Genomic DNA, 23604 nt, shown 5'->3' on the forward strand with positions numbered 1-23604 from the left:
AAAAGGCCGTTGTTGTTGAAAAAGGATAGTTGAAAAAAGTGTCTAAAAAAAGAATATGACTGAACCTGATATCCCATGTATCTTATTTTAAGTTTTCTGGGTTTAAACACTCTAATTCTGGAATAACGAAGCGTCCGTCTTTTCGAATTAACACATCGTCAAAGTAAATTTCTCCGCCGCCGTACTCCGGACGTTGAATCATGACCATATCCCAGTGGATGTTGGAGTGGTTGCCGTTGTAGGCATCGTCATAACATTGTCCTGGTGTAAAGTGGAAGCTGCCGTCGATTTTTTCATCGAATAAAATGTCTTGCATCGGATGTAATATGAACGGATTGACACCAATTGCGAATTCACCGATGTATCGAGCACCTTCATCTGTATCAAATATGTTGTTAATGCGTTCTGTGTCGTTGGCAGTGGCTTCGACAATTTTTCCGTCTTTAAACGTTAGTTTGACGTTTTCAAAGGTAAATCCTTGGTATGGAGATGGAGTATTAAACGAAATGACGCCGTTAACGGATTCACGAACTGGCGCAGTATACACTTCTCCGTCTGGAATGTTCATGCGACCGGCACATTTCACTGCTGGAATGTCTTTAATGGAGAACGTTAAATCCGTACCGGGACCGGTAATGCGTACTTTGTCAGTTTTGTTCATTAAGTCGACTAACGCATCCATCGCTTTGTCCATTTTGCCGTAATCTAAGTTACATACATTAAAATAAAAATCTTCAAACGCTTCGGTACTCATTTTCGCTAATTGAGCCATGGATGCGTTTGGATAGCGGAGTACGACCCATTTTGTTTTTGGTACGCGAATATCCCGATGAACTTTTTTCTGAATGGTATTTCCGTGAATCTTCATTTTTTCGTCAGGTACATCGGCTAGTTCGTTAATGTTATCCCCGGAACGTAAGCCGATGTATGCATCCATTTGTTCCATCACTTGGGCTTCAAATTGAGCCATCATTTCAAATTGCTCTTCTTGGGCTCCCATTAACAAAGCGCGATCGACTTGATGGTCTTTTAGTAAAACGAACGGATAGCCTCCTGCTGCATACGCCTCTTTTACAAGGGCGGTCACTAATTCGCGCTGAAGTCCGAAGTTTTCAATTAACACTTTTTCGCCTGGTTGTAGCTGAACGGAATAGTTGATTAAATTTTTCGCTAACGTTTCAATACGTGGATCCTTCATCATCATTCCTCCAATGTATGTATTCATCCAACTTCTATTCTAACCGAAAACGACGAAAAATTTGAAGAATACATTCGAAATAGATCGAATATTGAGGAACGAATAATGGAAAAAAATGCAGGAATTTTCATTTCGCTCAAGAATGTATTAAAATCAGGTTAAACCTATTACATAAGGGTAGAGTCATAGTGGAGGTGTCAGAACGATATGAGCATCATATTGTATATAAGTGTAGCCATTATTGCCATAGCGTTTACCGTTTTAGTTGTATTTTTATCACGTACGCTACAATCTTTACAAAAGACATTAGATCGCGTGTCCACTACGTTAGAAGGACTTGAGCGTCAATTAGAAGGGGTAACGAGTGAAACGAAAATTTTACTTTCGAAAACAAATGAGTTAGCCTCTGATTTACAAAAGAAATCAGAGCGTTTAAATAGCGTAGTCGATGCAGTAACAGAAACAGGAACGGCGATTCGTAAAGTAAATGATTCCATTCAACAAGTATCAGCTACTATACAAGGAGCCGTCGAGAAAAATCAAGAAAAAATCTCACAAGTTGTTCAATGGGGAAATGTGTTGCTTGAATTAAAGGACAAATGGAAGCAGCGAAAAGAAAAACGTGCATTTACATCAAAAGATGTTGAACATACACCACAACCATCGGGAGTTTCCCAACGATCCAATTAAAATTTATAAGGGGAGGAATTTTTCATGGAGAAAGAACTAGAAAAGAAAGAACAAACGAGAGAACAAACAGTTCATGTGAAAGAGTTTCTTATTGGTACGTTTGTCGGTGGGCTAGTTGGAGCTACCACAGCACTCTTATTCGCACCAAAGTCAGGAAAAGACTTGCGCCATGATATTCAAGAACAAAAAGATCTTCTCCTTAACAAAACGAATCAGTATCGTGAACTAGTCGTTGAAAAAGGCAGTGAGTTAGCCGCTGCGGCGAAAGAAAAAACGGTAGCGCTAACAGATGCCGTGCAAAGTCAATCAAAAGATTTGTTAAACAAGGTAAAGCCGCTTCGTGCAAAAAATGAAGATGCGCCTGTACAAGAAGAAGTACCTACTGAAGAAGAGGTGCAACAAAAGCTAACCGAAACGGAGCAAGCGTTAGAAGAAGTAGAAAACCAATAACAGAAACAAAGTTAATTATTTGCCAAAAAAGTAGTGAAGTGCTATGATGACTTCACTACTTTTTTTAAGGGGAGGATTGTATGGAGCGTATTCGCTCGATTGAGGAGTTTCTATCTCTCATTGAATCTGAAGACAATTTTTACTTCTTAAAGCATAGCGCCACTTGTCCCATCAGTATGAATGCGTATCGTGAGTACGAATCTTTTGTTACGGATGAACAAGTTAAAGGATACTATCTTGTTGTCCAAGAAGATCGTCCGTTATCTAATTACATTGCGGACACGTATAGTATCCGGCATGAATCACCTCAAGTTTTCCTCTTCCAAAACGGCAAGCCGGTTTGGCATACATCTCACTGGAATATTACAAAGGAACAACTGCAAAAAACGACAAGATAATGAAGAAGGCAGCCTCTGTATACTGAAAAGGGGCTGCCTATCATTTATTTTATGTTGTTTTCGTTGATTTCCATTTTAATTCTAATTCGTCACCATGTTGAATCGGTTCATAGAAAGTACATTCTACTCCATTTTTTAATATCGTAAACGAACGTTGTTCCGTTGAAGGTCGATTGACCTCTACATATCGGAACAAATCTTGGAAAATAAAAGGTTTCGTTGGAAGTATATCGATTTGAAGCGAATCACCAATATACATGCGCTCTTCTCCTGTAAGTTGTTTCCCATCCCGTATGACTGAAACAATTTGTTGCTCTAATGTTACCCGTTCTCCGTTAAAGAGTACCACAATGGTATGTTTCATGTTTAATTGTTTCGTTTGAAGTATTTCACTTAATGTCGGATGCTGATATGGGACAATTTCAATGACGTCCCCGTCTTGGAACGGACTGGACGGTTTTACTTGACGATCGTTTAACAAGAGTTGTCCCGAAAACTTTGGAAAAAAGGTCGCTTTTCCATTCCATTGTACATAAAACGGTCTTATTTTTTCTTTTAATTGGGTAAGCTGTAATTGATCTAATAGTTGTTCAATCGTTTTTGGAAACCGAACTTCTACAACATCTTTATCAACAAGAACTTGATCTAATGAAGCTTTTCGACCATTTACTTCAATAACTGGATGAATCGTATATGGTTTCCCTTGAATCGTTACCGTTTTAGCAGCAAACGTTTCATCAAACAGGTCATTTAACGTTACGCGAGCTGATCGTCCGTCTATTCCAGGAATGATGGTAATTTTATCTCCGTTTTTCACGGGAGTGTCAAAGGAGGCTTTCGTTCCGTTTAGTAATATCGTTGGCGGGTGTCCGTGTTCACCAGGTAGAGTGAGCGACTGTCCATTAACCGTGATGATGGACGCCATTCCTGGTTTACCGTATAGTTTTGACACTTTTAGACCAGCTGTTAATACACAGTCTCCAATAGTTAAAGACTTCACTTCAAATACGCGAACAGGTTGATCATTGACATAAACGGTTACGTATTGAACCGGCGACTGTTGTGCAGCGATTGCAATACCTATAGGTGTGACAAATTCAGGACCTTTCGGTAAATCGTTTTCCATGACTAGCTGCTGAATTGCCTCTGTTCCACGAATGGCTACCCGATTTTCAGGTAACTGTAATTGTTGAGCGATTGTTTTCGGTAAATGTGGTGTTAAGCTTCCACCACCTACGAGCATTACCGCTTTTGGTGGTTTGTTGTTATTTAGACGTAAAATTTCTTCACAAATGGATTTGGCTAGTTTTTCAATGGAAGGGGATATTTGTTGAATCACTTCTTCTTTTGGAATTGTTGTTTCAAATCCTAAAATATCGGTGATCGTAATCGAATCCTTCGCAATCAGTTCTCTTTTCGCTTGTTCTGCTTTTGGGAAATCGAGTAAGTATTGGTCGCTAATAGCTTCTGTAATTTCGTCTCCGGCAACTGGTACCATCCCATAAGCGATGACAGTTCCTTCATCGGTAATGGCTATATCAGACGTACCTGCACCAATATCAACAAGTGCTACATTTAAGCGACGCATCGATGGAGGAATCAGCACATTAATGGCCGCAATCGGCTCCAACGTTAACGCTTCCATTTCTAATTCTGCACGTTGGAGTGCGGTTATTAATGATTCGACTACCACTCTCGGTAAAAATGTAGCAATGATTTCAACCGATGCGGTATCTCCTCTTTGGTCAATTAAGTTTCCAATCTCTTCATCGTCTAAGTAATAATGAAGAACGGAATAGCCGACACAATAATAATGTTTGCTTGAATCTTGGACAAAGTTTTCAGCCGCTCTCACTTGAGCAGCTTGGACGGCGGACAATTCTAAATGAAGAATATCATCTTTTTGCAATATTGGTTTATTTTTAATGGAAATGGTGGCTTTTGAACGCTCTGTTCTTAAAGCGCGACCAGCAGCGGCTACGCAAACTCGTCGAAGAGGACCGTGTGTTTTTTCCAGTTCTTCTTTGATTTCTTTAATAATTTTTGATACCGACATGACATCATGAATTTGTCCATCAAGCATGGCCCGTTCTTGATGCTCTTTTATGACTGTGTCCTTAATGTAATAATTTCCTTCTTTTACTTCCATAATAATACCAACAACGGAACGAGTACCAATATCGAGTGAGAACATAATATTCTTCTGTTCCAAGACGATGCACCTTCTTTAAATTTTATTCATAGAATACTTTATCGCTTAAAAGCGTTTAATTATTAAAGATTTTTTTAGTGACATTTGGAAGATTATCCTATATAATTATCCCTAATATATTAGAAAATGTAACACAATTTAACTGTGCGGGGAAGAATTCATATATAGAATTATATGAATCTTTACTCAAGAACATGTACACTTGTTCATGAATGAACAAATAGAAAGGATGGAAACGATGAGTAACAAGGAGCTTGACCAATTACGTGAACAATTAGACGAATTAAACTTGCAAATTTTGAATTTAATTAATGAACGAGCACGTCTTGTTCAGGAAATTGGAAAAGTCAAAGAAAAGCAAGGGGTCAATCGCTATGACCCTGTACGTGAACGGAAAATGCTTAATTTAATTAAAGAGAACAACAATGGACCGTTTGCAGATTCAACCATTGAACATATCTTTAAAGAGATCTTTAAAGCAGGATTGGAACTACAAAAAGACGACCATCGAAAGGCATTACTTGTATCTCGTAAGAAAAAGCCAGAAGATACGATTGTAGAAGTGAATGGAGAAAAAATTGGCGACGGCAATCCTCATTTCATATTTGGACCATGTGCCGTCGAATCGTATGAACAAACAGCACAGGTTGCTGCAGCTGTTAAACAAAAAGGGCTGAAGTTACTACGTGGCGGGGCGTTTAAACCACGGACATCACCTTACGATTTCCAAGGACTAGGTATCGAAGGGCTTAAAATTTTAAAACAAATTGGGGACGAGTACGGTTTAGGTGTAATTAGTGAAATTGTAAACCCTGCAGATATTGAACCAGCCCTTGAATACTTAGATGTTATTCAAATCGGTGCAAGAAATATGCAAAACTTTGAATTGTTAAAAGCGGCAGGACAAGTTAATAAACCAGTACTATTAAAACGTGGATTGGCAGCAACGATTGAAGAATTCATCAATGCAGCTGAATACATTATGTCTCAAGGAAACGGTCAAATTATTTTATGTGAACGAGGCATTCGCACATATGAACGCGCTACTCGAAATACACTAGATATTTCAGCCGTTCCAATTTTAAAACAAGAAACTCATCTACCAGTGATTGTTGATGTTACTCATTCTACGGGTCGTAAAGATTTATTGTTACCTGCTGCTAAAGCGGCCATTGCGATTGGAGCAGATGGAGTAATGGCGGAAGTTCATCCAGATCCAGCTGTCGCATTATCCGATTCAGCTCAACAAATGGACCTACAGCAGTTTGATGAATTTTTTGAAGCGTTAACCAAAAGTATGCCTTTAAAAACGTTATAATAAAGAAAAAGGTGACCTTGTGAAGAAATACGGCTTTACAGGGTCACCTTTTCCTATATGAAAAACAATGGATTCGTTGCACGTTTATATCGTCTATAATATGATAATTTACATGATTGTATGAAAAAATTCATGATTAACACGCGTACTTTTACGTACATTCATGTAAAATAAGACTATCAAGAAATCGATTAGAACGTGATAAAGGAGTTGGACCAATCAATGAATGTAACAATATACGATGTAGCAAGAGAAGCAAATGTATCAATGGCAACGGTTTCGCGTGTGGTGAACGGGAACCCAAATGTAAAACCAGCAACTCGAAAAAAAGTCATGGAAGTGATTGAACGGTTAGGTTATCGTCCAAATGCGGTAGCACGTGGCTTAGCAAGTAAAAAAACAACGACAGTTGGTGTGATTATCCCAGATATTTCGAGCATCTTTTATGCCGAGTTAGCTCGAGGTATCGAAGACATTGCCACGATGTACAAATACAACATTATTTTAAGTAACTCTGACCAAAACAAAGAGAAAGAACTTCATTTAATTCAAACAATGTTAGCCAAACAAGTAGATGGCATTGTATTTATGGGTGGACAAATTACGGAGGAGCATGTAGCGACATTTGAACAATCACCTGTGCCTATCGTCTTAGCTGGTTCTATCGAACAATCGAAACAAATTCCTTCCGTTAATATTGATTATAAAACAGCTTCCTATGAGGCAATAAAAGAATTTATTGATAAAGGACACAAGCGTATAGCATTTGTCAGCGGCCCATTCCATGAAACCATTAATCGTGAAGAAAAATTGGCCGGGTACCAAAAAGCCCTAGAAGAAGCTGGCATTTCATATGATGAAGCTCTTGTGGTAGAAGGGGATTACACGTATGATTCCGGCGTAGAAGCATGGGAAAATTTATCTCAACTTTCTGAGCCACCAACTGCTGTTTTAGTTGGTAGCGACGAAATGGCGCTTGGTGTGATTCATGGGGCTCAAGATGACAACGTAAAAATTCCTGAGCAATTAGAAGTGATCAGCTTTGACAATACGCGTTTAGTACAAATGGTTCGCCCTACACTCTCATCTATCGTGCAGCCTTTATATGATATCGGTGCGGTAGCAATGCGCTTATTGACTAAATATATGAATAAAGAAGAAGTATCTGACCAAATTGTCGTTCTTCCACACCGTATTGAACATCGAAACTCAACAAAATAAAGAAAGTGCCGATATAAACGATAGATTCAATATTTCTAGGGAGAGTAACCATGAGAAAGCTTGATGTTCTAACACCAGTAGGTCTCGTTGTCGGTGTAGTCTTATTAGCATTTGCCATCATATCAAACGGCGGAACGAAAGGATTTATTTCCTTTATTCATATTCCGTCTCTACTCATTGTCTTTGCGGGATTATTTTCAGGTTTACTTGTCAGTTTTTCTCTTAAAGATTTACGACACATGTTTGTCGTTATAAGACAAGCGTTCCAACAAGAGGAATATAATTTATACGAACTCATTCAAACGTTTGTTCGTTTATCCGAGCGAGCACGTAGGGAAGGGCTTTTAGCGTTAGAAGCGGAAGTAGAACAGGTGGAAGATTCCTTTTTGAAGAAAGGAATTTTATTAGCGGTGGATGGCATTGAGCCTGATGTGATTGTAGATATTATGAACGCCGAAATTTCTGCGTTAGAAGAACGTCATCGCAAAGGAAGAAGTATTTTAGAGAAAGCGGGTGAATATGCTCCTTCTTGGGGAATGATTGGAACGCTTGTAGGACTTGTCTTAATGTTAAAAAACTTAAACGATCCGAGTACATTAGGTCCGAACATGGCTGTCGCTTTATTAACGACATTTTATGGTAGTTTATTGGCAAACTTAGTATTCCTTCCAATGGCTTCAAAATTAGCGATTAAAACTGAAAAAGAAGTTTTTTACAAACAAATTATTATTGAAGGAGTCATCGGTGTTCAGTCCGGTCAAAATCCAAAAATATTAGAAGAAAAATTGACTGCCTTCTTGTCAAATAAGGAACGGGTTGTTCATCCAGTACAGGACGAGCAGGGGGCCGTAACGTATGAAGCGTAAACGTACGTTACCTCCTTCTGATAAAGGAGCACCTAAATGGATGGTTACGTATTCGGATTTAATGTCTCTCGTCTTAGTGTTTTTTATTTTACTTTTTTCGATGTCACAAATTGATATTATTAAATTCAAGGCGATTGCCGAGTCCTTTCGTCAACGGCAAGTTCTCGATTTTTACCCTTCTGTTATTCCGTCTGAGAACCCTTCGGCACAACCTCAGATAACAACCAATGATGGCAATGAAACAAATGATTCTTTACTAAGTAACGAGAATGAACAAGATTTATTGGAGCAATTACTTGTGGAAGTTCAACAATATTTAGAGGACAACGGTTTATCCGATGTAGCTGTGGCCACTCGAACAGAGCGAGGTGTTGTTCTCGTCTTACAAGAAAAAGTATTGTTTCGTACTGGAGAAGCAGATATTATTCCAAGCGCATATCCTTTTTTAAACAAGGTTGGGACATTATTAAAGAAAATTCCAAATGTCGTAAAAGTAGAAGGACATACGGATAATCGTCCGATCTCAACAGCAAAATACCCATCTAACTGGGAACTATCCACTGCTCGTGCAAGCAGTGTCATTCGCTTTTTAATTAAACAAAATCAATTAGATCCTAAACGATTTATGGCCGTCGGATACGGAGATACACGACCAATTGCTCCTAATGACGGTCCTGAAAATTGGCAAAAAAATCGCCGGGTAGAAATTATTATCTCAGATCCTTCTTATAATGAAAACGAACCCTGAACGGTAAAAGGAACGTTCAGGGTCGTTTTATTATTACTCTAATTCGATTCTACGTTACGGGACCATTGCCGAATAGGAATAAGAGCACGTTCTAACGTTTGCCTGTTTTTCTCTTCAATTTCTTGTTTACGTGGAATCGGTTGATACATATTGGATGGATCTTCCCACGTTTTAATAAGCGGGACAGGAGCCTGTTGTTCCCAATGATGAATCCATTCTTCAGGTAAAGAACCAGAAACATGGGCGTTTTCGGTCATTTCTAACCAGATGTAAGCCCAAGCTCGCGGAACGACTCGCCAAATATCATATCCCCCCCCACCGACGGCGATCCAGCGACCGTTGCAATATTGATGAGCAATCTCGTGGGCAAGCTTTGGAATTTCTCGATAGATTTTGATCGTTGCTGATAAATGGGTTAATGGGTCAAAATAGTGGGCATCCGTACCGTTTTGTGTAACAATCACATCCGGCCTAAAATAGTCAGCGATTTCACGAAAGGCAGTTTGATAGGCATAAAGCCATGATTCATCTTCGGTAAATGCATCGACAGGAACATTAAATGAATAACCATACCCTCTTCCAGCTCCTCGTTCGTTCACATTTCCGGTTCCTGGAAATAAATATCGCCCCGTTTCATGAATAGAGAACGTACATACATTCGGATCATCGTAAAATGTCCATTGAACCCCGTCCCCATGATGGGCGTCGGTATCCACATATAATACTCGGGCCCCATATTTTTGTTGAATGTATTTAATCGCAACGGAGCTGTCATTGTAAATACAAAAGCCAGATGCCTTTCCACGGAACCCATGATGCAGTCCCCCGCCTAGATGGAGCGCATGATCACTTTTCCCTTCCATAACGTAATCGACCGCAGTTAACGTTCCACCGACAAGGTAGGCGCTTGCTTCATGCATGTGTGGAAATATGGGGGTATCTTCCGTTCCTAGACCGTAGCTTTCCGCTTTTTCAGGCGATATCAATCCATGGCCTGCATCTTTAACGGCTTGAACGAACGATCGATCATGGACCAGGTACAACTCTTCGTCAGTAGCCATTCGTGGAGGAACAAGATCATCGTCATCTATGGCCTTTAGACTTTTTAATAAATCAAGGGTTAATTTCAAACGAAGTTGATTAAATGGATGCTGATCGGAAAACTTGTACGAAAGTAGCTTGTCGGAATATACAAATACCGCTCGTTTCTTTTTCATGACGTAATCCCCGGAACGTATGGCCATTGGACATGATAGCCGTTTATTTTCAAGTCTTCAATGATGCCAACAGGGTTCATTGTCCGTACACGAAACACTAAAATTTTATAATGTTCATCTTCCCGATCCGGGTATACAAGTACGCTATGAATATTCGCATTCCGTTTTCGAATAATGCCGGCCACTTCGTATAACATTCCGGCCTTATTCGGTACGCGTACTTCGATTTGGGAACCGGGTTGATGAGCCCCTGTTAGCTCAACAAATGTATGTAATAAATCGGTTTCCGTAATGATTCCAACAAGCTTTTGATTTTGAATAATCGGCATACAACCGATGTGATGTTCATAAAACATGGCCGCTACTTCTTCGACAAAGTCGAGCGGATGCCCAGTAATAACTTCTGTTTTCATAATCGTTTGGAGAGGCTGCTTCAAAATATCTTTATTTGAATGCGTTTCCAAAATAGAAGGTGTGGCCTCTTTAATATCCCGATCAGACACAATACCAACTACTTCGTTTTCGTCATTGATAATAGGTATGTGGCGAATTTTTTTCGTTCGCATGACTTCAATCGCTCGTTGGATGGAGTCTGTTGGGAGAAGGGAAGTAACATCTTTGTTCATTATTTGTTCGACAATCATTCCGAATTCCTCCTATTAATACATAAACCGATTTTTAAATCGTAGCCGATCAAACTTTTGGATTGATTCTTGGTCGACTCTTTTGCCAATACGAGCCATCAGACAGTTGGCTGGATGGGAGCTAATTTCCGGATCATCAGTGGCATACCACTCTAGTCCTCCGGCATTCATCATTTTTTCCATCACTTTTCTATACTCCCATACGTTCAGTCCCGTTCCTTTTAAATCCCAATGCCAATAATACTCGGTCGTTATGATAATATAGTCTTCCATCGCATCGTCCATCATGGACACTTTTAATAAATTTTTTCCGATTGAAAAGCCCCGGTATTTCGGAATGACCTCAATTGCTCCTAGTTCAATTAAATTTTTCATGTTCCCTTCCGACCATCGTTCAAGTGGATCAGGATACAGATAAGTGACGTATCCAATAATGGTATTGTTTTCTCTGGCGATAATAATTCTTCCTTCTGGTAACTTGGCAATTTCAATAAGAGCTTGATGTTGTTTCGCTGGCGGCCGAAAAGCCACTAAATCTTGGTGGAATTCTAGCCGTTCTAGCTGTTCAGAAGGAATCGGACCTTCAATGATAATCGGTCCATGTGGAGTTTTTATTTCCTTCGCATTATACGTTTTTTTATGTTCCATGCATACACCACCTTATATGTTCCTATTTCTATTATACAAAAATCTGAATCTTTTGACGTTGTTAGGAATCGATAATTTTACTATTATGTAAATAATTTAAAAAGTGTTCAAATGTAAATTTGTTACAATGTTAATAATGGAATGTTGATGTAATGAGGAGAAATTAGTAGATGTACACTTTAATTCTCTATGTATTACTCTTAGCTTAATTAAGTAGAAAGAAATAAAGCATTATTAAAATATCGAGTAGAGATGGGGAATGTCCAAAATGTTGATTTACAAAGTCCATTCTATAGTGGCATTTTTCGTTACATGGTTCATTGAAATAACGCTTCATTTTTTCACTCAAACATATCTATAAAAAAAGAAAAATTTATAGTGAACGTTAATTCTTTTATCGTTCTATTTCTGCTCAGTTTTGTTATTTTTCTTTTAATAATATTTTTTTAACTATATATAAACAAAATGTTTAAAAAATTGAGAATATAGAAAATATCCTATATAATAATATTATCAATTATTACATAAAGGGGGAGAAGGTCAAATGAAGGTGGAAACGCTACCAGTTACAAAAGGAGAACACAACTTAAAAAATTATGAGGAAACGTATGCTTCGTTTCAGTGGGAAGAGGCTGAAAAGAACTTTTCCTGGTACGAAACGGGAAAAATAAATATGGCATACGAAGCGATTGACCGTCATGCACTGACGGAAAAAAAGAATAAAGTCGCACTTTATTATCGTGATCAACATCGTTATGAAAAATATACGTTCAAAGAGATGAGAGATTTAACGAATAAAGCAGCAAATGTATTAAAGCAATATGGGGATGTGGAAAAAGGGGATCGTGTTTTTATTTTTATGCCACGTTCACCAGAGCTCTATTTTGCCTTACTCGGTGCAGTGAAACTCGGCGCTATTGTCGGTCCACTGTTTGAAGCGTTCATGGAAGGGGCCGTGAAAGACCGTTTAGAAGATAGCGGGGCGAAAGTATTGGTGACAACTCCTGAATTGCTCGGTCGTGTCCCTGTTCAAGACTTACCTGAATTAAAACACATTTTTTTAGTAGGCGACGATGTGAAAGAAGAAGGAAATTATTACGACTTTAAAAAGCGATTAAATGAGGCGAGCAAAGAGCTCAACATTGAATGGGTAGATAAAACAGATGGACTTATTTTACATTATACATCTGGCTCAACAGGTAAGCCGAAAGGTGTGTTACACGTTCATCGTGCGATGATTCAACACTATCAAACTGCTAAATGGGTGCTTGATTTAAAAGACGATGACGTTTATTGGTGTACAGCCGACCCTGGTTGGGTAACTGGTACAGCTTACGGTATTTTCGGCCCTTGGCTTGTTGGGGCTTCGAATGTCATTGTCGGTGGTCGCTTCGCCCCAGAATATTGGTACCAAACGATTGAAGATTTTGGAGTCACCGTCTGGTATAGTGCTCCAACAGCGTTTCGGATGTTAATGGGTGCTGGCGATGAAGTGGTGAAAAAATATGATTTATCCAGCTTACGTCATATTTTAAGCGTCGGTGAACCGTTAAATCCTGAGGTTATTCGTTGGGGGTTGAAAGTATTCAACTTACGTATTCACGATACATGGTGGATGACAGAAACGGGAGCTCAACTGATTTGTAACTATCCTTGTATAGAAATTAAACCTGGTTCAATGGGGAAACCAATTCCAGGTGTAAAAGCAGCAATTGTCGATGATCAAGGAAACGAATTGCCACCATATCAAATGGGGAACTTAGCCATTAAAAAAGGCTGGCCATCAATGATGTATACGATTTGGAATAATCCACAAAAATATGAATCCTATTTTATGCCGGGAGATTGGTATGTTTCTGGCGATTCCGCTTATATGGATGAAGACGGCTACTTCTGGTTCCAAGGTCGTATCGATGATGTTATTATGACTTCGGGAGAGCGGGTCGGCCCGTTTGAAGTAGAAAGTAAATTAGTTGAACATCCAGCGGTTGCTGAAGCAGGGGTCATCGGCGTTCCAGATCCAGTTCGTGGCGAAATTATAAAAGCATTTATTTCATTAAGAGAAGGATACGAACCTTCGGATGAATTAAAAGAAGAAATTCGCTTATTTGTAAAACAAGGACTAGCAGCCCATGCTGCGCCGCGTGAAATTGAATTTAAAGACAAATTGCCGAAAACGCGCAGCGGAAAAATTATGAGACGTGTATTAAAAGCTTGGGAGTTGAATTTACCTACTGGGGATTTATCTACAATGGAAGATTAATGAAAAAGGATCCTGTCCCTTATTGGGCAGGATCCTTTTTATTAGTATTGTCGCTGTTTGAAGGAGGTTGTTCAGTTTCTTCTTTATTTCCATTTCCGTTATTACCCTCAGCTGGTGAAGATGTATCCCCATTATTTCCACCATTATTGTTGCCTGAATTGGACGGTGGTTGTTCTTCATTTGGTGGATCTGTTGGGTTTTCTGAAGGATTATTTGGTATTGAACCGATTTGAACTATGTTGGAAGGGCTGGATTCTTTTCCAGCAACATCTACAGCTTTCACCATATATTCTCCATCCGGAAGCGAAATTCTTAATGGCTCGGATGATTTCACACTTGCCACTTTTTGGCCAGCTTTTGAGTAAATTCGATAGCCGATAACGTCTTTGGAAGCGGATTTTGTCCAAGAAATAATTTTCCCCGACACTTTCGCTTGGACTGGAGCTGGATTTTTACCATCATCTTTAAAAATTGCTTCAGGGATTAAAATTTTCTCCCATTTTGGATTATCCGGTATTAATTGTTCTAAGTCATCTAAACGACCTCCGGTAATTTCTGCGATAAACTCAGGGTTGAGCATGAGCCCCGGCTCAGTAAATTCTGGAGGTGTCGACTCTAAAGCTACGTATTTTTTTCCATCAATGGTTACATAGAAACCGTTAATTAAGCTATTGTCTACTTTATTTGGTACAAATTTTGCGTTAAAGATGTCGGTTTCCACTAACCCTGCTTTTGAACAAGCTTCCGATGGTAGTAAACCAGATACCGCACAATACGATCGGCGAACAATTCCACCTGGCATTTTAAATCGGCTTTTTGGAGCGATTAACTCTGGTTCGATGTCATAAGCGGCATTAATTAATTGTGCCCATATTTTTAAGTTTCGAATACTATAGTTTTCATATCCAGCTGCTTTTAAGCTGCGTGGGGTGTCATATCCAATCCATGTTCCGAATGTCACATTCGGATTAGTTGCGACAAACCAAGCGTCATGGAAGTTCTGACTCGTTCCTGTTTTTCCAGCCCAGTCGGCAGAAAACTTTAACATTCGTGGTACCGACGCCGCTGTTCCGTATTTTAAGACGTCACGCATCATATCGATGGTTAAGTAAGCAGTTTGTGGACTAAATACATTCACTGGTTGTGATTCGTGTTGATAAATAACGTTTCCGTTCTTGTCGATAATTTTTTCGATTAAATACGCATCAACAAACTGTCCCCCGTTCGCAAACGTGGCGTACGCATTAACGTTTTCCTCAACGGTGACCCCGTTCGTGATAGATCCGAGTGCAATCGCTGTTGTCGTATAGTCCACATCTGTTAAGGAAGTAAAGCCCATTTTTGCTAAATATTCAACTGGACGGTACTGCTTAATATCTAAATAAATTTTCGCAGCTGGCACGTTATACGATTTCGCTAACGCATAGCGAGCAGAGACAAGCCCGTAATAACGACCAGTATAGTTATTTGGTTTCCAAATTTCTCCATTACCAGCACGGATGCTCATTTCCGTATCCGGAATAATTGTCCCAGGTGTAGCAGCTCCAAGTTCCAGCGCCGGTGCATACACAAGTAGTGGTTTCATCGTTGACCCATTAGAGCGTCTACCTTGTGTAGCATGGTTTAATTGCTCAATACTAAAATCTCTTCCACCGACAAAACTAATAATTCGACCAGTAGTGTTTTCAATTAAAATAGCTCCAATTTGAACAGGCTCGACAACTGTTTCTCCATTTTTTTGCACCTTTACGTCAGGACCGTAGTTTGTATACGCATCCTTCACTTCCTGCATTTTGTCGTAAATGTCTTTATGAATGGTTGTATGAATTTCGTATCCATTTTGACGTAAATCCCTGTCAGCCAAGGTTAAATACTTTTCGTATAGCTTATCATTTTCCTTGACTTCCTCTTTTGTGTACCCATCTTTTTCTGCTAATATAAACGCCAAAATTTCGGTTGCGCGGCTTTCTATTTCCGCTGTTAACCATGGATACTTTTCCGTTGGGTTTTCTTTCGGAGGAATAAAATCGCTAACGATATCATAATTGAGTGCACTTTCGTATTCCTCCTTTGTGATGTATCCAGCTTCATACATCCGTTTCAAAACGGTTTTCATTCGATTCAATCCTGGCTCAAGATTTTCTTTAAGTTCGCCTTTATTTGTAAACGGCGTATAACCAAATGGGCTTTGTGGCAGTCCTGCAATAAAGGCTGCTTGTGGTAAGTTTAAATCTTTGGCGTCCACACCAAAAATTCCTTTGGCGGCTGATTGCACACCTGCAATGTTTCTTCCGGAAGAATTTCTACCAAAAGTCGCTACGTTTAAGTAAGCCTCTAATATTTCATCTTTATCAAAAAACTTTTCTAAACGTAAAGCGAGCAGTATTTCTTTTGCCTTTCGTTCAAACGATACTTCGTTTGTTAAAATTTGGTTTTTAATTAATTGTTGAGTTAATGTACTACCTCCCGTTCGGACAGAGGAGTTAGTAAATTCTTGGAAAAGAGCGCGTAAAATCGCTTTTGGCACAACGCCATCGTGTTCATAAAAGTATTCATCTTCCGTAGCGATGACAGCATTGATTAAATGTTTAGAAACTTCATCGATGGACACTTCTTCTCGTTCTAAATCCGAACGAAGCTTTCCGAGGTAAACGTTATTCGCAAAGTAAAGGGTGGAGGTTTCTTCGTAGTTGTAAATATCTTTTTTCATACTTTCATAGGAGCGAATCTTTTCATCTTTTACTAAGGAAGCAAAATATCCTGCTCCCACTCCTCCGGCAAATGCAAATCCAAGAATCATGACGATAATCATTATTAAAAACAAATTCCAAGTCACTTGGTACGTAATACGTGCTTGACGTTGAACTTTTTTATTTGAAAAGAAACGAATGAATGGCTGTAAACGTTCCTTTACTTTAATCCATATATTTTTCATATACAATCCCCCCAAAGAATCACATCCATTATAGCATAAATAAAGACAGAAAAAGGGAACTTTCTTTTTTAATCCTTCAAAACTAGTCCTTAAATCATACCTTTTGGCAGGTATAAGGAGTTGACAATGAAGGATGGAATATGTTAAATATCTTTTAAGTAAAACATAAGAATACAGAACAAGCTATGAAAGGATTAAGTAGTCACCTATCCCTGTTAAGAAGAGAGTCGATGGTTGGTGCAAATCGACACAAATAGTGTGACGAATTACCCCCTGGAGCTTTTACCGTGAACGTAAGGAGCACAAGTAGCGGTAAACGGTAGTAACCGTTATCGGAAAAAGTGGAGGAGTAATATCCTCAAGTTGGGTGGTACCGCGATGAAAGATCGTCCCTTCGTTTTCGAAGGGATTTTTTTATTGAAAAAATAAAAGGAGTGAGAAGAGTGAATTTACTTGAAGATTTAAAGTTCCGTGGACTAATTAATCAAGTGACCGATGAAGAAGGATTGGAAAAATTATTAGCAGAAGAACGCATTAGCTTATATGCAGGATTTGACCCAACAGCAGACAGTTTACATATCGGTCATTTACTTCCGATTTTAATTTTACGCCGTTTTCAACTAGCTGGTCATAAGCCAATTGCGCTTGTCGGTGGCGGGACAGGTCTTATTGGTGACCCAAGTGGTAAAAAGGCAGAACGGACGTTAAATTCTAAAGAAGTAGTTGCTCAATGGAGTGAACGAATTAAAGAACAGCTGTCTAAATTCCTTGATTTTGAAGCGGAAGAAAATCCAGCAAAAGTAGCAAACAACTACGACTGGATTGGCAGCATGGATCTGATTACATTTTTACGGGACGTAGGGAAAAACTTCGGACTTAATTATATGTTAGCGAAAGACTCAGTTCAAAGTCGACTTGAGACAGGTATTTCGTTTACAGAATTTAGTTACATGATTTTACAGTCATTAGACTTTTTAAAATTATATGAAACCGAAAACTGTAAGCTTCAAATCGGTGGAAGCGACCAATGGGGAAATATTACAGCAGGTTTAGAATTAATTCGTAAATCACACGAAGAGGCGAAGGCATATGGTTTGACAGTTCCTCTTGTCACTAAAGCCGATGGAACGAAATTCGGGAAAACTGAAGGCGGCGCCGTTTGGTTAGATCCTGAAAAAACAACCCCTTATGAGTTTTACCAATTCTGGATCAATACCGATGACCGTGATGTGATAAAATACTTAAAATACTTTACGTTCCTATCAAAAGAAGAAATTTTAGAACTAGAAAAACAAACAGAAGAAGCGCCAGAAAAACGTGCGGCTCAAAAAGCGCTAGCAGAGGAAATGACGCGACTTGTTCATGGAGAAGAAGCGTTAAAACAAGCCATTCATATTTCTGAAGCGCTATTTAGTGGAAACATTAAACAACTAACGGCGAATGAAATTATGCAAGGTTTTAAAGATGTACCTTCCTATGAACATGAAAGCGGAGAACCAATTGGACTTGTCGACTTACTAGTAAGCGCGAAAATTTCATCGTCTAAGCGTCAATCACGTGAAGATATTCAAAATGGAGCTATTTACATCAACGGGGAGCGCATAACTGCTCTTGATTATGTGGTTGATAAAAAAGACCGCATCGAAGGAAAATTTACGATTATTCGTCGCGGAAAGAAAAAATATTTCTTAATTAAATACTAATTGACGAAGTGGTGAGCTCCTTGGCGGGGCTTGCCACTTTTTTGTTCAAGAGGTTTTTGTTGAAAGTGAACTGAGTGGTACAAACGTCTTTCCAATGCATATAAGATTTTTCTTGGTTACAGCCATCATTTCTTACAAAAATCTTGTCTAACCATAGTGCTTAATTTTTTATAAAGTCTTCATTCCACTTTTACATTTAATAAAAAAACACCCGCTCAAACGAACGGGTGTTACGATGATGAAGATTAACGAGAGTAGAACTCTACGATTAGTGCTTCGTTAATTTCTGCTGGAAGTTCAGAACGCTCTGGTAAACGAGTGTAAGTACCTTCTAACTTTTCAGGATCGAAAGTTAAGTACTCAGGTACAAAGTTGTTAGCTTCAACTGCTTCTTTAATAATTTGAAGGTTGCGAGATTTTTCGCGAACGCTAATTGTTTGGCCAGGTTGTACACGGTAAGATGGAATGTCTACACGGCTTCCATCAACAAGGATATGACCGTGGTTAACAAGCTGACGAGCTTGACGACGAGTACGAGCTAAGCCAAGACGATATACTAGGTTGTCAAGGCGAGACTCAAGAAGAATCATGAAGTTTTCACCATGTTTACCAGGCATTTTACCTGCTTTCACGAACGTGTTACGGAATTGACGCTCGTTTACTCCGTACATATGACGAAGTTTTTGTTTTTCTTGTAATTGTAGACCGTACTCAGATAATTTTTTACGTTGGTTTGGACCGTGTTGACCCGGCGCATAAGGACGTTTTTCTAATTCTTTACCAGTGCCGCTTAAAGAAATACCAAGACGGCGAGAAATCTTCCAGCTTGGACCAGTATAACGAGCCATCAAGGACTCCTCCTTTATCGTTTATTTTCGGTAAAATAAACAGTTGTTTACAACATTTATGACCATTTTGTTTTCATGTACCTTCGCCCTAGCAGCAGAGGGTTACGAGATACAACTCATAATGAGCAACAAAATGGGAACATAAACTTGTAAACATAGGCTGCAATATTTTACACAAAAGACATTATATAATTTTCAAAAAGGGAAGTCAAGAACAAAACGGGTGTTTTAGCTATAAATTCATAAAAATATTAATAAAATTATAACATACCGATTTTTAGTGTGATATAATACAATATTGTAGGCAAATTATAGAAATTTTAGAAGAAGCATGATTTTTTTGAAAAAATACGAACAAACATGTAATTCGTCTTTTATTATTCATTCTTCGGTATGACAATTGTCGGAATTGTGACGTAGGATGATGAAATGACAGAGGAGTCTCCAATTCTACAGGTAGTTATTACAGCAATCACCCAATGCCCGAATCTCTTTGGCTAACCAACGGACAGATTTTAACGACTTCTCATTGTCTATCTAATTTCCAGTATTAGTAAAAACAGAGCTTGATGATCTAGTTGGTGAGTTAAAAAAGGAAGTAACGGAGATGGACTTTTGACACAAAGGAATAACCATTGGTACTATTTTACCCCTACTCTACAATTAGAAAAACGATCTCCAAATAAACATAGTTCCTTCATAACCACCGGTATCCCATTTCAAGTAACTGATACAGAGAAGATATCAAAACGTATATATATAAAGAAGTGATGAATAATTCGATCGAAGTGGATGTACTTTTCTTCCATTCATCCGTTGGATACTAAAAAAACTGTATGGTTATTATCATATCCGCAACATGTCAAAATTGCTGTGATGAAATCAACAATACATTAATGTAGCATAGCGGGTGACTGAAATGAGCAGAGCAAATGAAAAATTGGTGAATCAATTAAAGTCCCGTTTTTATGACTTTTTACAGTGGGAAGATAATGAACAACATTTCCAAAAAATGTTACCTCGATGGGTGAAATGTATTGCTAATGCTTTAAATGCCATACAAGCAGCTTTGTATCGAACAGATGGTGGTGATTGGAATCGGTTGTATTTAAGTAGTTGTTTTAAAAATAATCAGAATCTTCCTAATCAATTAACGAGAATTGAGATTGAAAAGTACGTTCATCATCATTCCGTTTATATATCGAAAAATCCACTTATGGATCCCCTTTCTCCTTTTAACACTGTTTTGCAATTTCGGGTCGAAGAAGGAGAGTACTGGTATTTATTTTTGTATTTATCGAAAGAGTGGATGACGGAAGATCATCACTCACAGTTGTTAGCCATCAAGTCTCTTTGTGAAACATTTATTAAAAACGTTGTGAAAATGGAAAGGGTAATGGATGAAGAGCGACAATTTAAAGAACTGTATCAATTTACGGAAAAAATTCATTCAACAATGGACATTCATTTTGTATTAAAAGAAATCATTGGAACGTTAAAACGGGTGTTTCCTAATTATTCTTTTACGTTAATGCTAACCAATGATCACGAATCACTTGAAGAACTTCCGGTAGAATATTTAGAGTTTGATTCGGATGATGACGTGGCTCTACAAGCATACGTTGAGGGAAAAGTTTTAATCGCTGATTCGTATCATCAGGTGGCTACCAACCTTTATGCCCCGCTCAAGGGAAATCAAGGGGTGTATGGGGTTTTAAAAGTAAGTGCTCCTTATTCCATCATCTTTCCGAAAACACAATTGGAGTTTATTCGTCTTCTCGTTAATACAGCTGGTAGTGCGTTAGAAAACGCTAAATTATACGAGCAATCGAAGCGATTAATAGCTGATTTACAGTTAATTAATGAAACTTCACATAAATTAAATTCGAATTTGCGATTATTAGATACGATACAATTTTTACATCAACAAATAACCGATTCATTTCATTCTACCGCTACAGGTTTTGTCTTTTGTTTTGATGATCATAACAAAGTCATTCCAGGTAGTTCTCCGTTTTTTGAAGAAGAAGTTGGAAAATGGTATATTTCCTATGTAAGAAAACAATTCGATCGTGAAAGAGAAGCGTTGCTAATTGGTGATTTGTTAGGGAAGTTGGATTCGGAAGTACCGTTTCGTTCACTAATGGCTGTCCCAATGAGACATAGTGAAGAATTAATCGGGCTTTGTATCACTTTGCATGAACAGCCGTACCATTTTACCTTTGAGATGTTTAAACTACTTCAGTCACTCATTCATCATTCGACGCTAGCCTTATCCAATTCAATGCTTCGAGAAGAGCTAGAAAAAATGGTTATTACCGACCACTTAACGAAGCTTTATTCACGAAATTATTTAGATGAATCGGTTATCAAATCGATGACGGAAGATGAACAAGGGACGTTTATCGTTATCGATATTGATAACTTTAAACAAGTCAATGATACGTACGGTCACCAAGTTGGGGACAAAATCATCATACAAGTTGCGAATATTATTAAAAATAACATTCGAGCGTCAGATATTGGTGCACGATGGGGTGGAGAAGAGCTAGCTGTCTATTTACCGAACGTATCGTATATCATCGGCTATACGATTGCTCAGCGGCTTGTTGAAAAAGTAAGGATGGAAACAAAACCAAGAGTAACGATATCTTGTGGTGTTTCTTATTGGAATAGAAGTAAGAAAGATTCGCTTGAGCGTCTCTTTCATCGGGCGGATATGGCGCTTTATGAAGCCAAAAATAGAGGAAAAAACCAAGCTATACTACAAAAAGATATTTAAAGGGAGTTTTTCCTCCAAAAAGAGGGAAACTCCTTTTTAATTTTTTCATAATAGGCAAAGAATACCGTACCGAAAACGGTAAGAAAACGCTTTCATTTATGATCTTTTTGTCATATCCTATAATTGTAAGGGAAGGGGGAACAAGGGAGACATGAAATCAAAACGTATAGAAACGGTCCTAATTCATGAAGGGTATCATCCATCAAAATATGAAGGAAGTCTAAATCCACCTTTATTTCAAACATCGACGTTTACGTTTGAACATGCTCTTCAAGGGGAGCGCCGATTTGCTGGTGAAGAAAAAGGGTATATTTACTCGCGCTTAGGAAACCCAACGGTACAAATTTTAGATGAACGAATGGCCGTATTAGAACAAGGGGAAGCTGCACTATCATTTGCGTCCGGTATGGCCGCAGTGTCCAGTGTGTTATTTGGGTTATTGAAAACAGGTGATCATATTTTATGTTCTCAAGGAATCTATGGTTGTACTTACGGCTTATTGCAGTTAATGAAAGAAAAGTATGGCGTTTCCCATGATTTTTCGCCGATGGATAATGAAGAAATGTTGAGAAGTCAACTTCGTCCAACCACCCGATGTATTTATATTGAAACACCAATCAATCCAACGATGAAAATCATTGATTTGGAAATGGTAGTGAAAATTGCAAAAGAAAAAGGAATTATCGTAGTTGTAGATAATACATTTAGCTCTCCTTACCTACAACAGCCGTTAACATATGGATGTGATATTGTTATCCATAGTGCCACGAAATATATTGGTGGACACGGTGATGTCATTGCCGGTATTGTCGTTGGTAAGAACGATTTTATAAATGAAATCCGAATGACGACCCAAAAAGATATTGGTGGGGTCATTTCTCCATTTGATGCGTGGCTGCTATTACGTGGATTAAAAACATTACACATTCGCATGGATCGGCACTGTGAAAATGCTGAGAAAGTCGTTTCATTTTTAAAGAAGCATCCGCAAGTGGAAAATGTTTTTTATCCGTTTGATCCAGAACACCCACAATATGGAATTGCTAAGAAACAAATGAAAAGAGGGGGAGGGGTGCTTTCCTTTACGATTAACGGAACGAAAGAGGATGCTCAACGATTGATGAATCACCTACAAACGATTCGCATTGCAGTAAGCTTAGGCGATGCGGAAACGTTAATTCAACACCCGGCTACGATGACGCATTCGGTCATCCCGCAACCAGTAAGAGAGTCGATGGGGATTTATGACCATATGTTACGGATGTCCATTGGATTAGAAGCATGGGAAGATATTTGTGCTGACTTAGACCAGGCATTAAGTTCATTTAAACATACAAAGGGGCTGTCCGATAAGTCCCTAAAATAAGCAAGTGGCGAAAAACGGCTCGTTTTTCGCCACTTGCTTTTGTATTTTTTCGATTTTTCTCTGAAAGTAGCTGGCGGATGCCTGCTACTTTCAGTAT

Annotated in this window: 18 protein-coding genes and 1 other annotated feature; of the genes, 11 read left to right on the forward strand and 7 right to left on the reverse strand. The window is 38.6% G+C overall.

The window, feature by feature from the left end; translation table 11 throughout:
• Positions 1–82: 82 nt before the first annotated feature.
• A complete protein-coding gene (locus H0Z31_10035; GenBank protein ID MBO8177778.1) occupies positions 83–1198 on the reverse strand; it encodes an aminopeptidase in 1116 nt (371 codons plus the stop codon).
• 207 nt (positions 1199–1405) lie between these two features.
• Here H0Z31_10035 and H0Z31_10040 point away from each other — a divergent pair, with 207 nt between their 5' ends.
• The 3 genes from H0Z31_10040 (at position 1406) to ytxJ (ending at position 2736) form a co-directional block, all read left to right on the forward strand.
• On the forward strand, positions 1406–1888 hold the full coding sequence (locus H0Z31_10040; protein ID MBO8177779.1) for a DUF948 domain-containing protein: 483 nt from the start codon (positions 1406–1408) through the stop codon (positions 1886–1888).
• A gap of 24 nt (positions 1889–1912) precedes the next feature.
• The gene (locus H0Z31_10045; protein MBO8177780.1) at positions 1913–2338 is read left to right on the forward strand and encodes a YtxH domain-containing protein; all 426 of its coding nucleotides are present in this window, start codon (positions 1913–1915) and stop codon (positions 2336–2338) included.
• A gap of 80 nt (positions 2339–2418) precedes the next feature.
• The gene (gene ytxJ / locus H0Z31_10050; protein ID MBO8177781.1) at positions 2419–2736 is read left to right on the forward strand and encodes a bacillithiol system redox-active protein YtxJ; all 318 of its coding nucleotides are present in this window, start codon (positions 2419–2421) and stop codon (positions 2734–2736) included.
• Positions 2737–2785: 49 nt separating this feature from the next.
• Here the strand turns inward: ytxJ and H0Z31_10055 are convergent, their stop codons facing one another.
• On the reverse strand, positions 2786–4930 hold the full coding sequence (locus H0Z31_10055) for a cell division protein FtsA (protein ID MBO8177782.1): 2145 nt from the start codon (positions 4928–4930) through the stop codon (positions 2786–2788).
• Between the two features lie 256 nt (positions 4931–5186).
• Between H0Z31_10055 and H0Z31_10060 the strand changes: the two genes are divergently transcribed.
• From H0Z31_10060 to motB, 4 genes are all read left to right on the forward strand, one after another.
• Positions 5187–6266 carry a bifunctional 3-deoxy-7-phosphoheptulonate synthase/chorismate mutase gene (locus tag H0Z31_10060; GenBank protein MBO8177783.1) on the forward strand — a complete coding sequence of 360 codons (1080 nt, stop codon included), beginning with the start codon at positions 5187–5189 and terminating at the stop codon, positions 6264–6266.
• A 222-nt stretch (positions 6267–6488) separates the two neighbouring features.
• Positions 6489–7487, forward strand: a complete 999-nt coding sequence (gene ccpA, locus H0Z31_10065; GenBank protein ID MBO8177784.1) for a catabolite control protein A — start codon at positions 6489–6491, stop codon at positions 7485–7487.
• 50 nt (positions 7488–7537) lie between these two features.
• Positions 7538–8353, forward strand: a complete 816-nt coding sequence (gene motP, locus H0Z31_10070; GenBank protein ID MBO8177785.1) for a flagellar motor protein MotP — start codon at positions 7538–7540, stop codon at positions 8351–8353.
• A complete protein-coding gene (motB, locus tag H0Z31_10075; GenBank protein ID MBO8177786.1) occupies positions 8343–9101 on the forward strand; it encodes a flagellar motor protein MotB in 759 nt (252 codons plus the stop codon). The genes motP and motB overlap by 11 nt, the downstream gene beginning before the upstream one ends.
• Before the next feature lie 38 nt (positions 9102–9139).
• Here motB and H0Z31_10080 read toward each other — a convergent pair whose 3' ends face one another.
• From H0Z31_10080 to H0Z31_10090, 3 genes are read right to left on the reverse strand one after another with little or no spacing between them, the layout of a single operon-like run.
• Positions 9140–10345 carry an acetoin utilization protein AcuC gene (locus H0Z31_10080; GenBank protein ID MBO8177787.1) on the reverse strand — a complete coding sequence of 402 codons (1206 nt, stop codon included), beginning with the start codon at positions 10343–10345 and terminating at the stop codon, positions 9140–9142.
• On the reverse strand, positions 10315–10962 hold the full coding sequence (locus tag H0Z31_10085; protein ID MBO8177788.1) for a CBS domain-containing protein: 648 nt from the start codon (positions 10960–10962) through the stop codon (positions 10315–10317). The genes H0Z31_10080 and H0Z31_10085 overlap by 31 nt, the downstream gene beginning before the upstream one ends.
• A gap of 15 nt (positions 10963–10977) precedes the next feature.
• A complete protein-coding gene (locus H0Z31_10090) occupies positions 10978–11610 on the reverse strand; it encodes a GNAT family N-acetyltransferase (GenBank protein MBO8177789.1) in 633 nt (210 codons plus the stop codon).
• Between the two features lie 544 nt (positions 11611–12154).
• Here H0Z31_10090 and acsA point away from each other — a divergent pair.
• Positions 12155–13873: an acetate--CoA ligase gene (acsA, locus tag H0Z31_10095; protein ID MBO8177790.1), complete on the forward strand. Its 1719-nt coding sequence runs from the start codon at positions 12155–12157 to the stop codon at positions 13871–13873.
• Between the two features lie 19 nt (positions 13874–13892).
• On the opposite strand, the gene H0Z31_10100 is transcribed toward acsA, so the two are convergent.
• Positions 13893–16808, reverse strand: a complete 2916-nt coding sequence (locus H0Z31_10100; GenBank protein MBO8177791.1) for a penicillin-binding protein — start codon at positions 16806–16808, stop codon at positions 13893–13895.
• A 176-nt stretch (positions 16809–16984) separates the two neighbouring features.
• Positions 16985–17205: a binding site (T-box leader), on the forward strand.
• A 46-nt stretch (positions 17206–17251) separates the two neighbouring features.
• Between H0Z31_10100 and H0Z31_10105 the strand changes: the two genes are divergently transcribed.
• Positions 17252–18511, forward strand: coding sequence for a tyrosine--tRNA ligase (locus H0Z31_10105; protein MBO8177792.1), 1260 nt, complete (start codon positions 17252–17254; stop codon positions 18509–18511).
• Between the two features lie 245 nt (positions 18512–18756).
• Here H0Z31_10105 and rpsD read toward each other — a convergent pair whose 3' ends face one another.
• Positions 18757–19359, reverse strand: a complete 603-nt coding sequence (gene rpsD / locus H0Z31_10110; GenBank protein MBO8177793.1) for a 30S ribosomal protein S4 — start codon at positions 19357–19359, stop codon at positions 18757–18759.
• Between the two features lie 919 nt (positions 19360–20278).
• Here rpsD and H0Z31_10115 point away from each other — a divergent pair.
• Complete coding sequence (locus H0Z31_10115) at positions 20279–22141, forward strand: diguanylate cyclase (GenBank protein MBO8177794.1); 1863 nt, start codon at positions 20279–20281, stop codon at positions 22139–22141.
• A 151-nt stretch (positions 22142–22292) separates the two neighbouring features.
• The gene (gene megL / locus H0Z31_10120; GenBank protein MBO8177795.1) at positions 22293–23507 is read left to right on the forward strand and encodes a methionine gamma-lyase; all 1215 of its coding nucleotides are present in this window, start codon (positions 22293–22295) and stop codon (positions 23505–23507) included.
• The last annotated feature ends 97 nt before the right edge of the window (positions 23508–23604 follow it).

Origin of the sequence: Bacillus sp. (in: firmicutes) (genome assembly GCA_017656295.1) — a bacterium.
GTDB lineage: Bacteria > Bacillota > Bacilli > Bacillales > JACDOC01 > JACDOC01.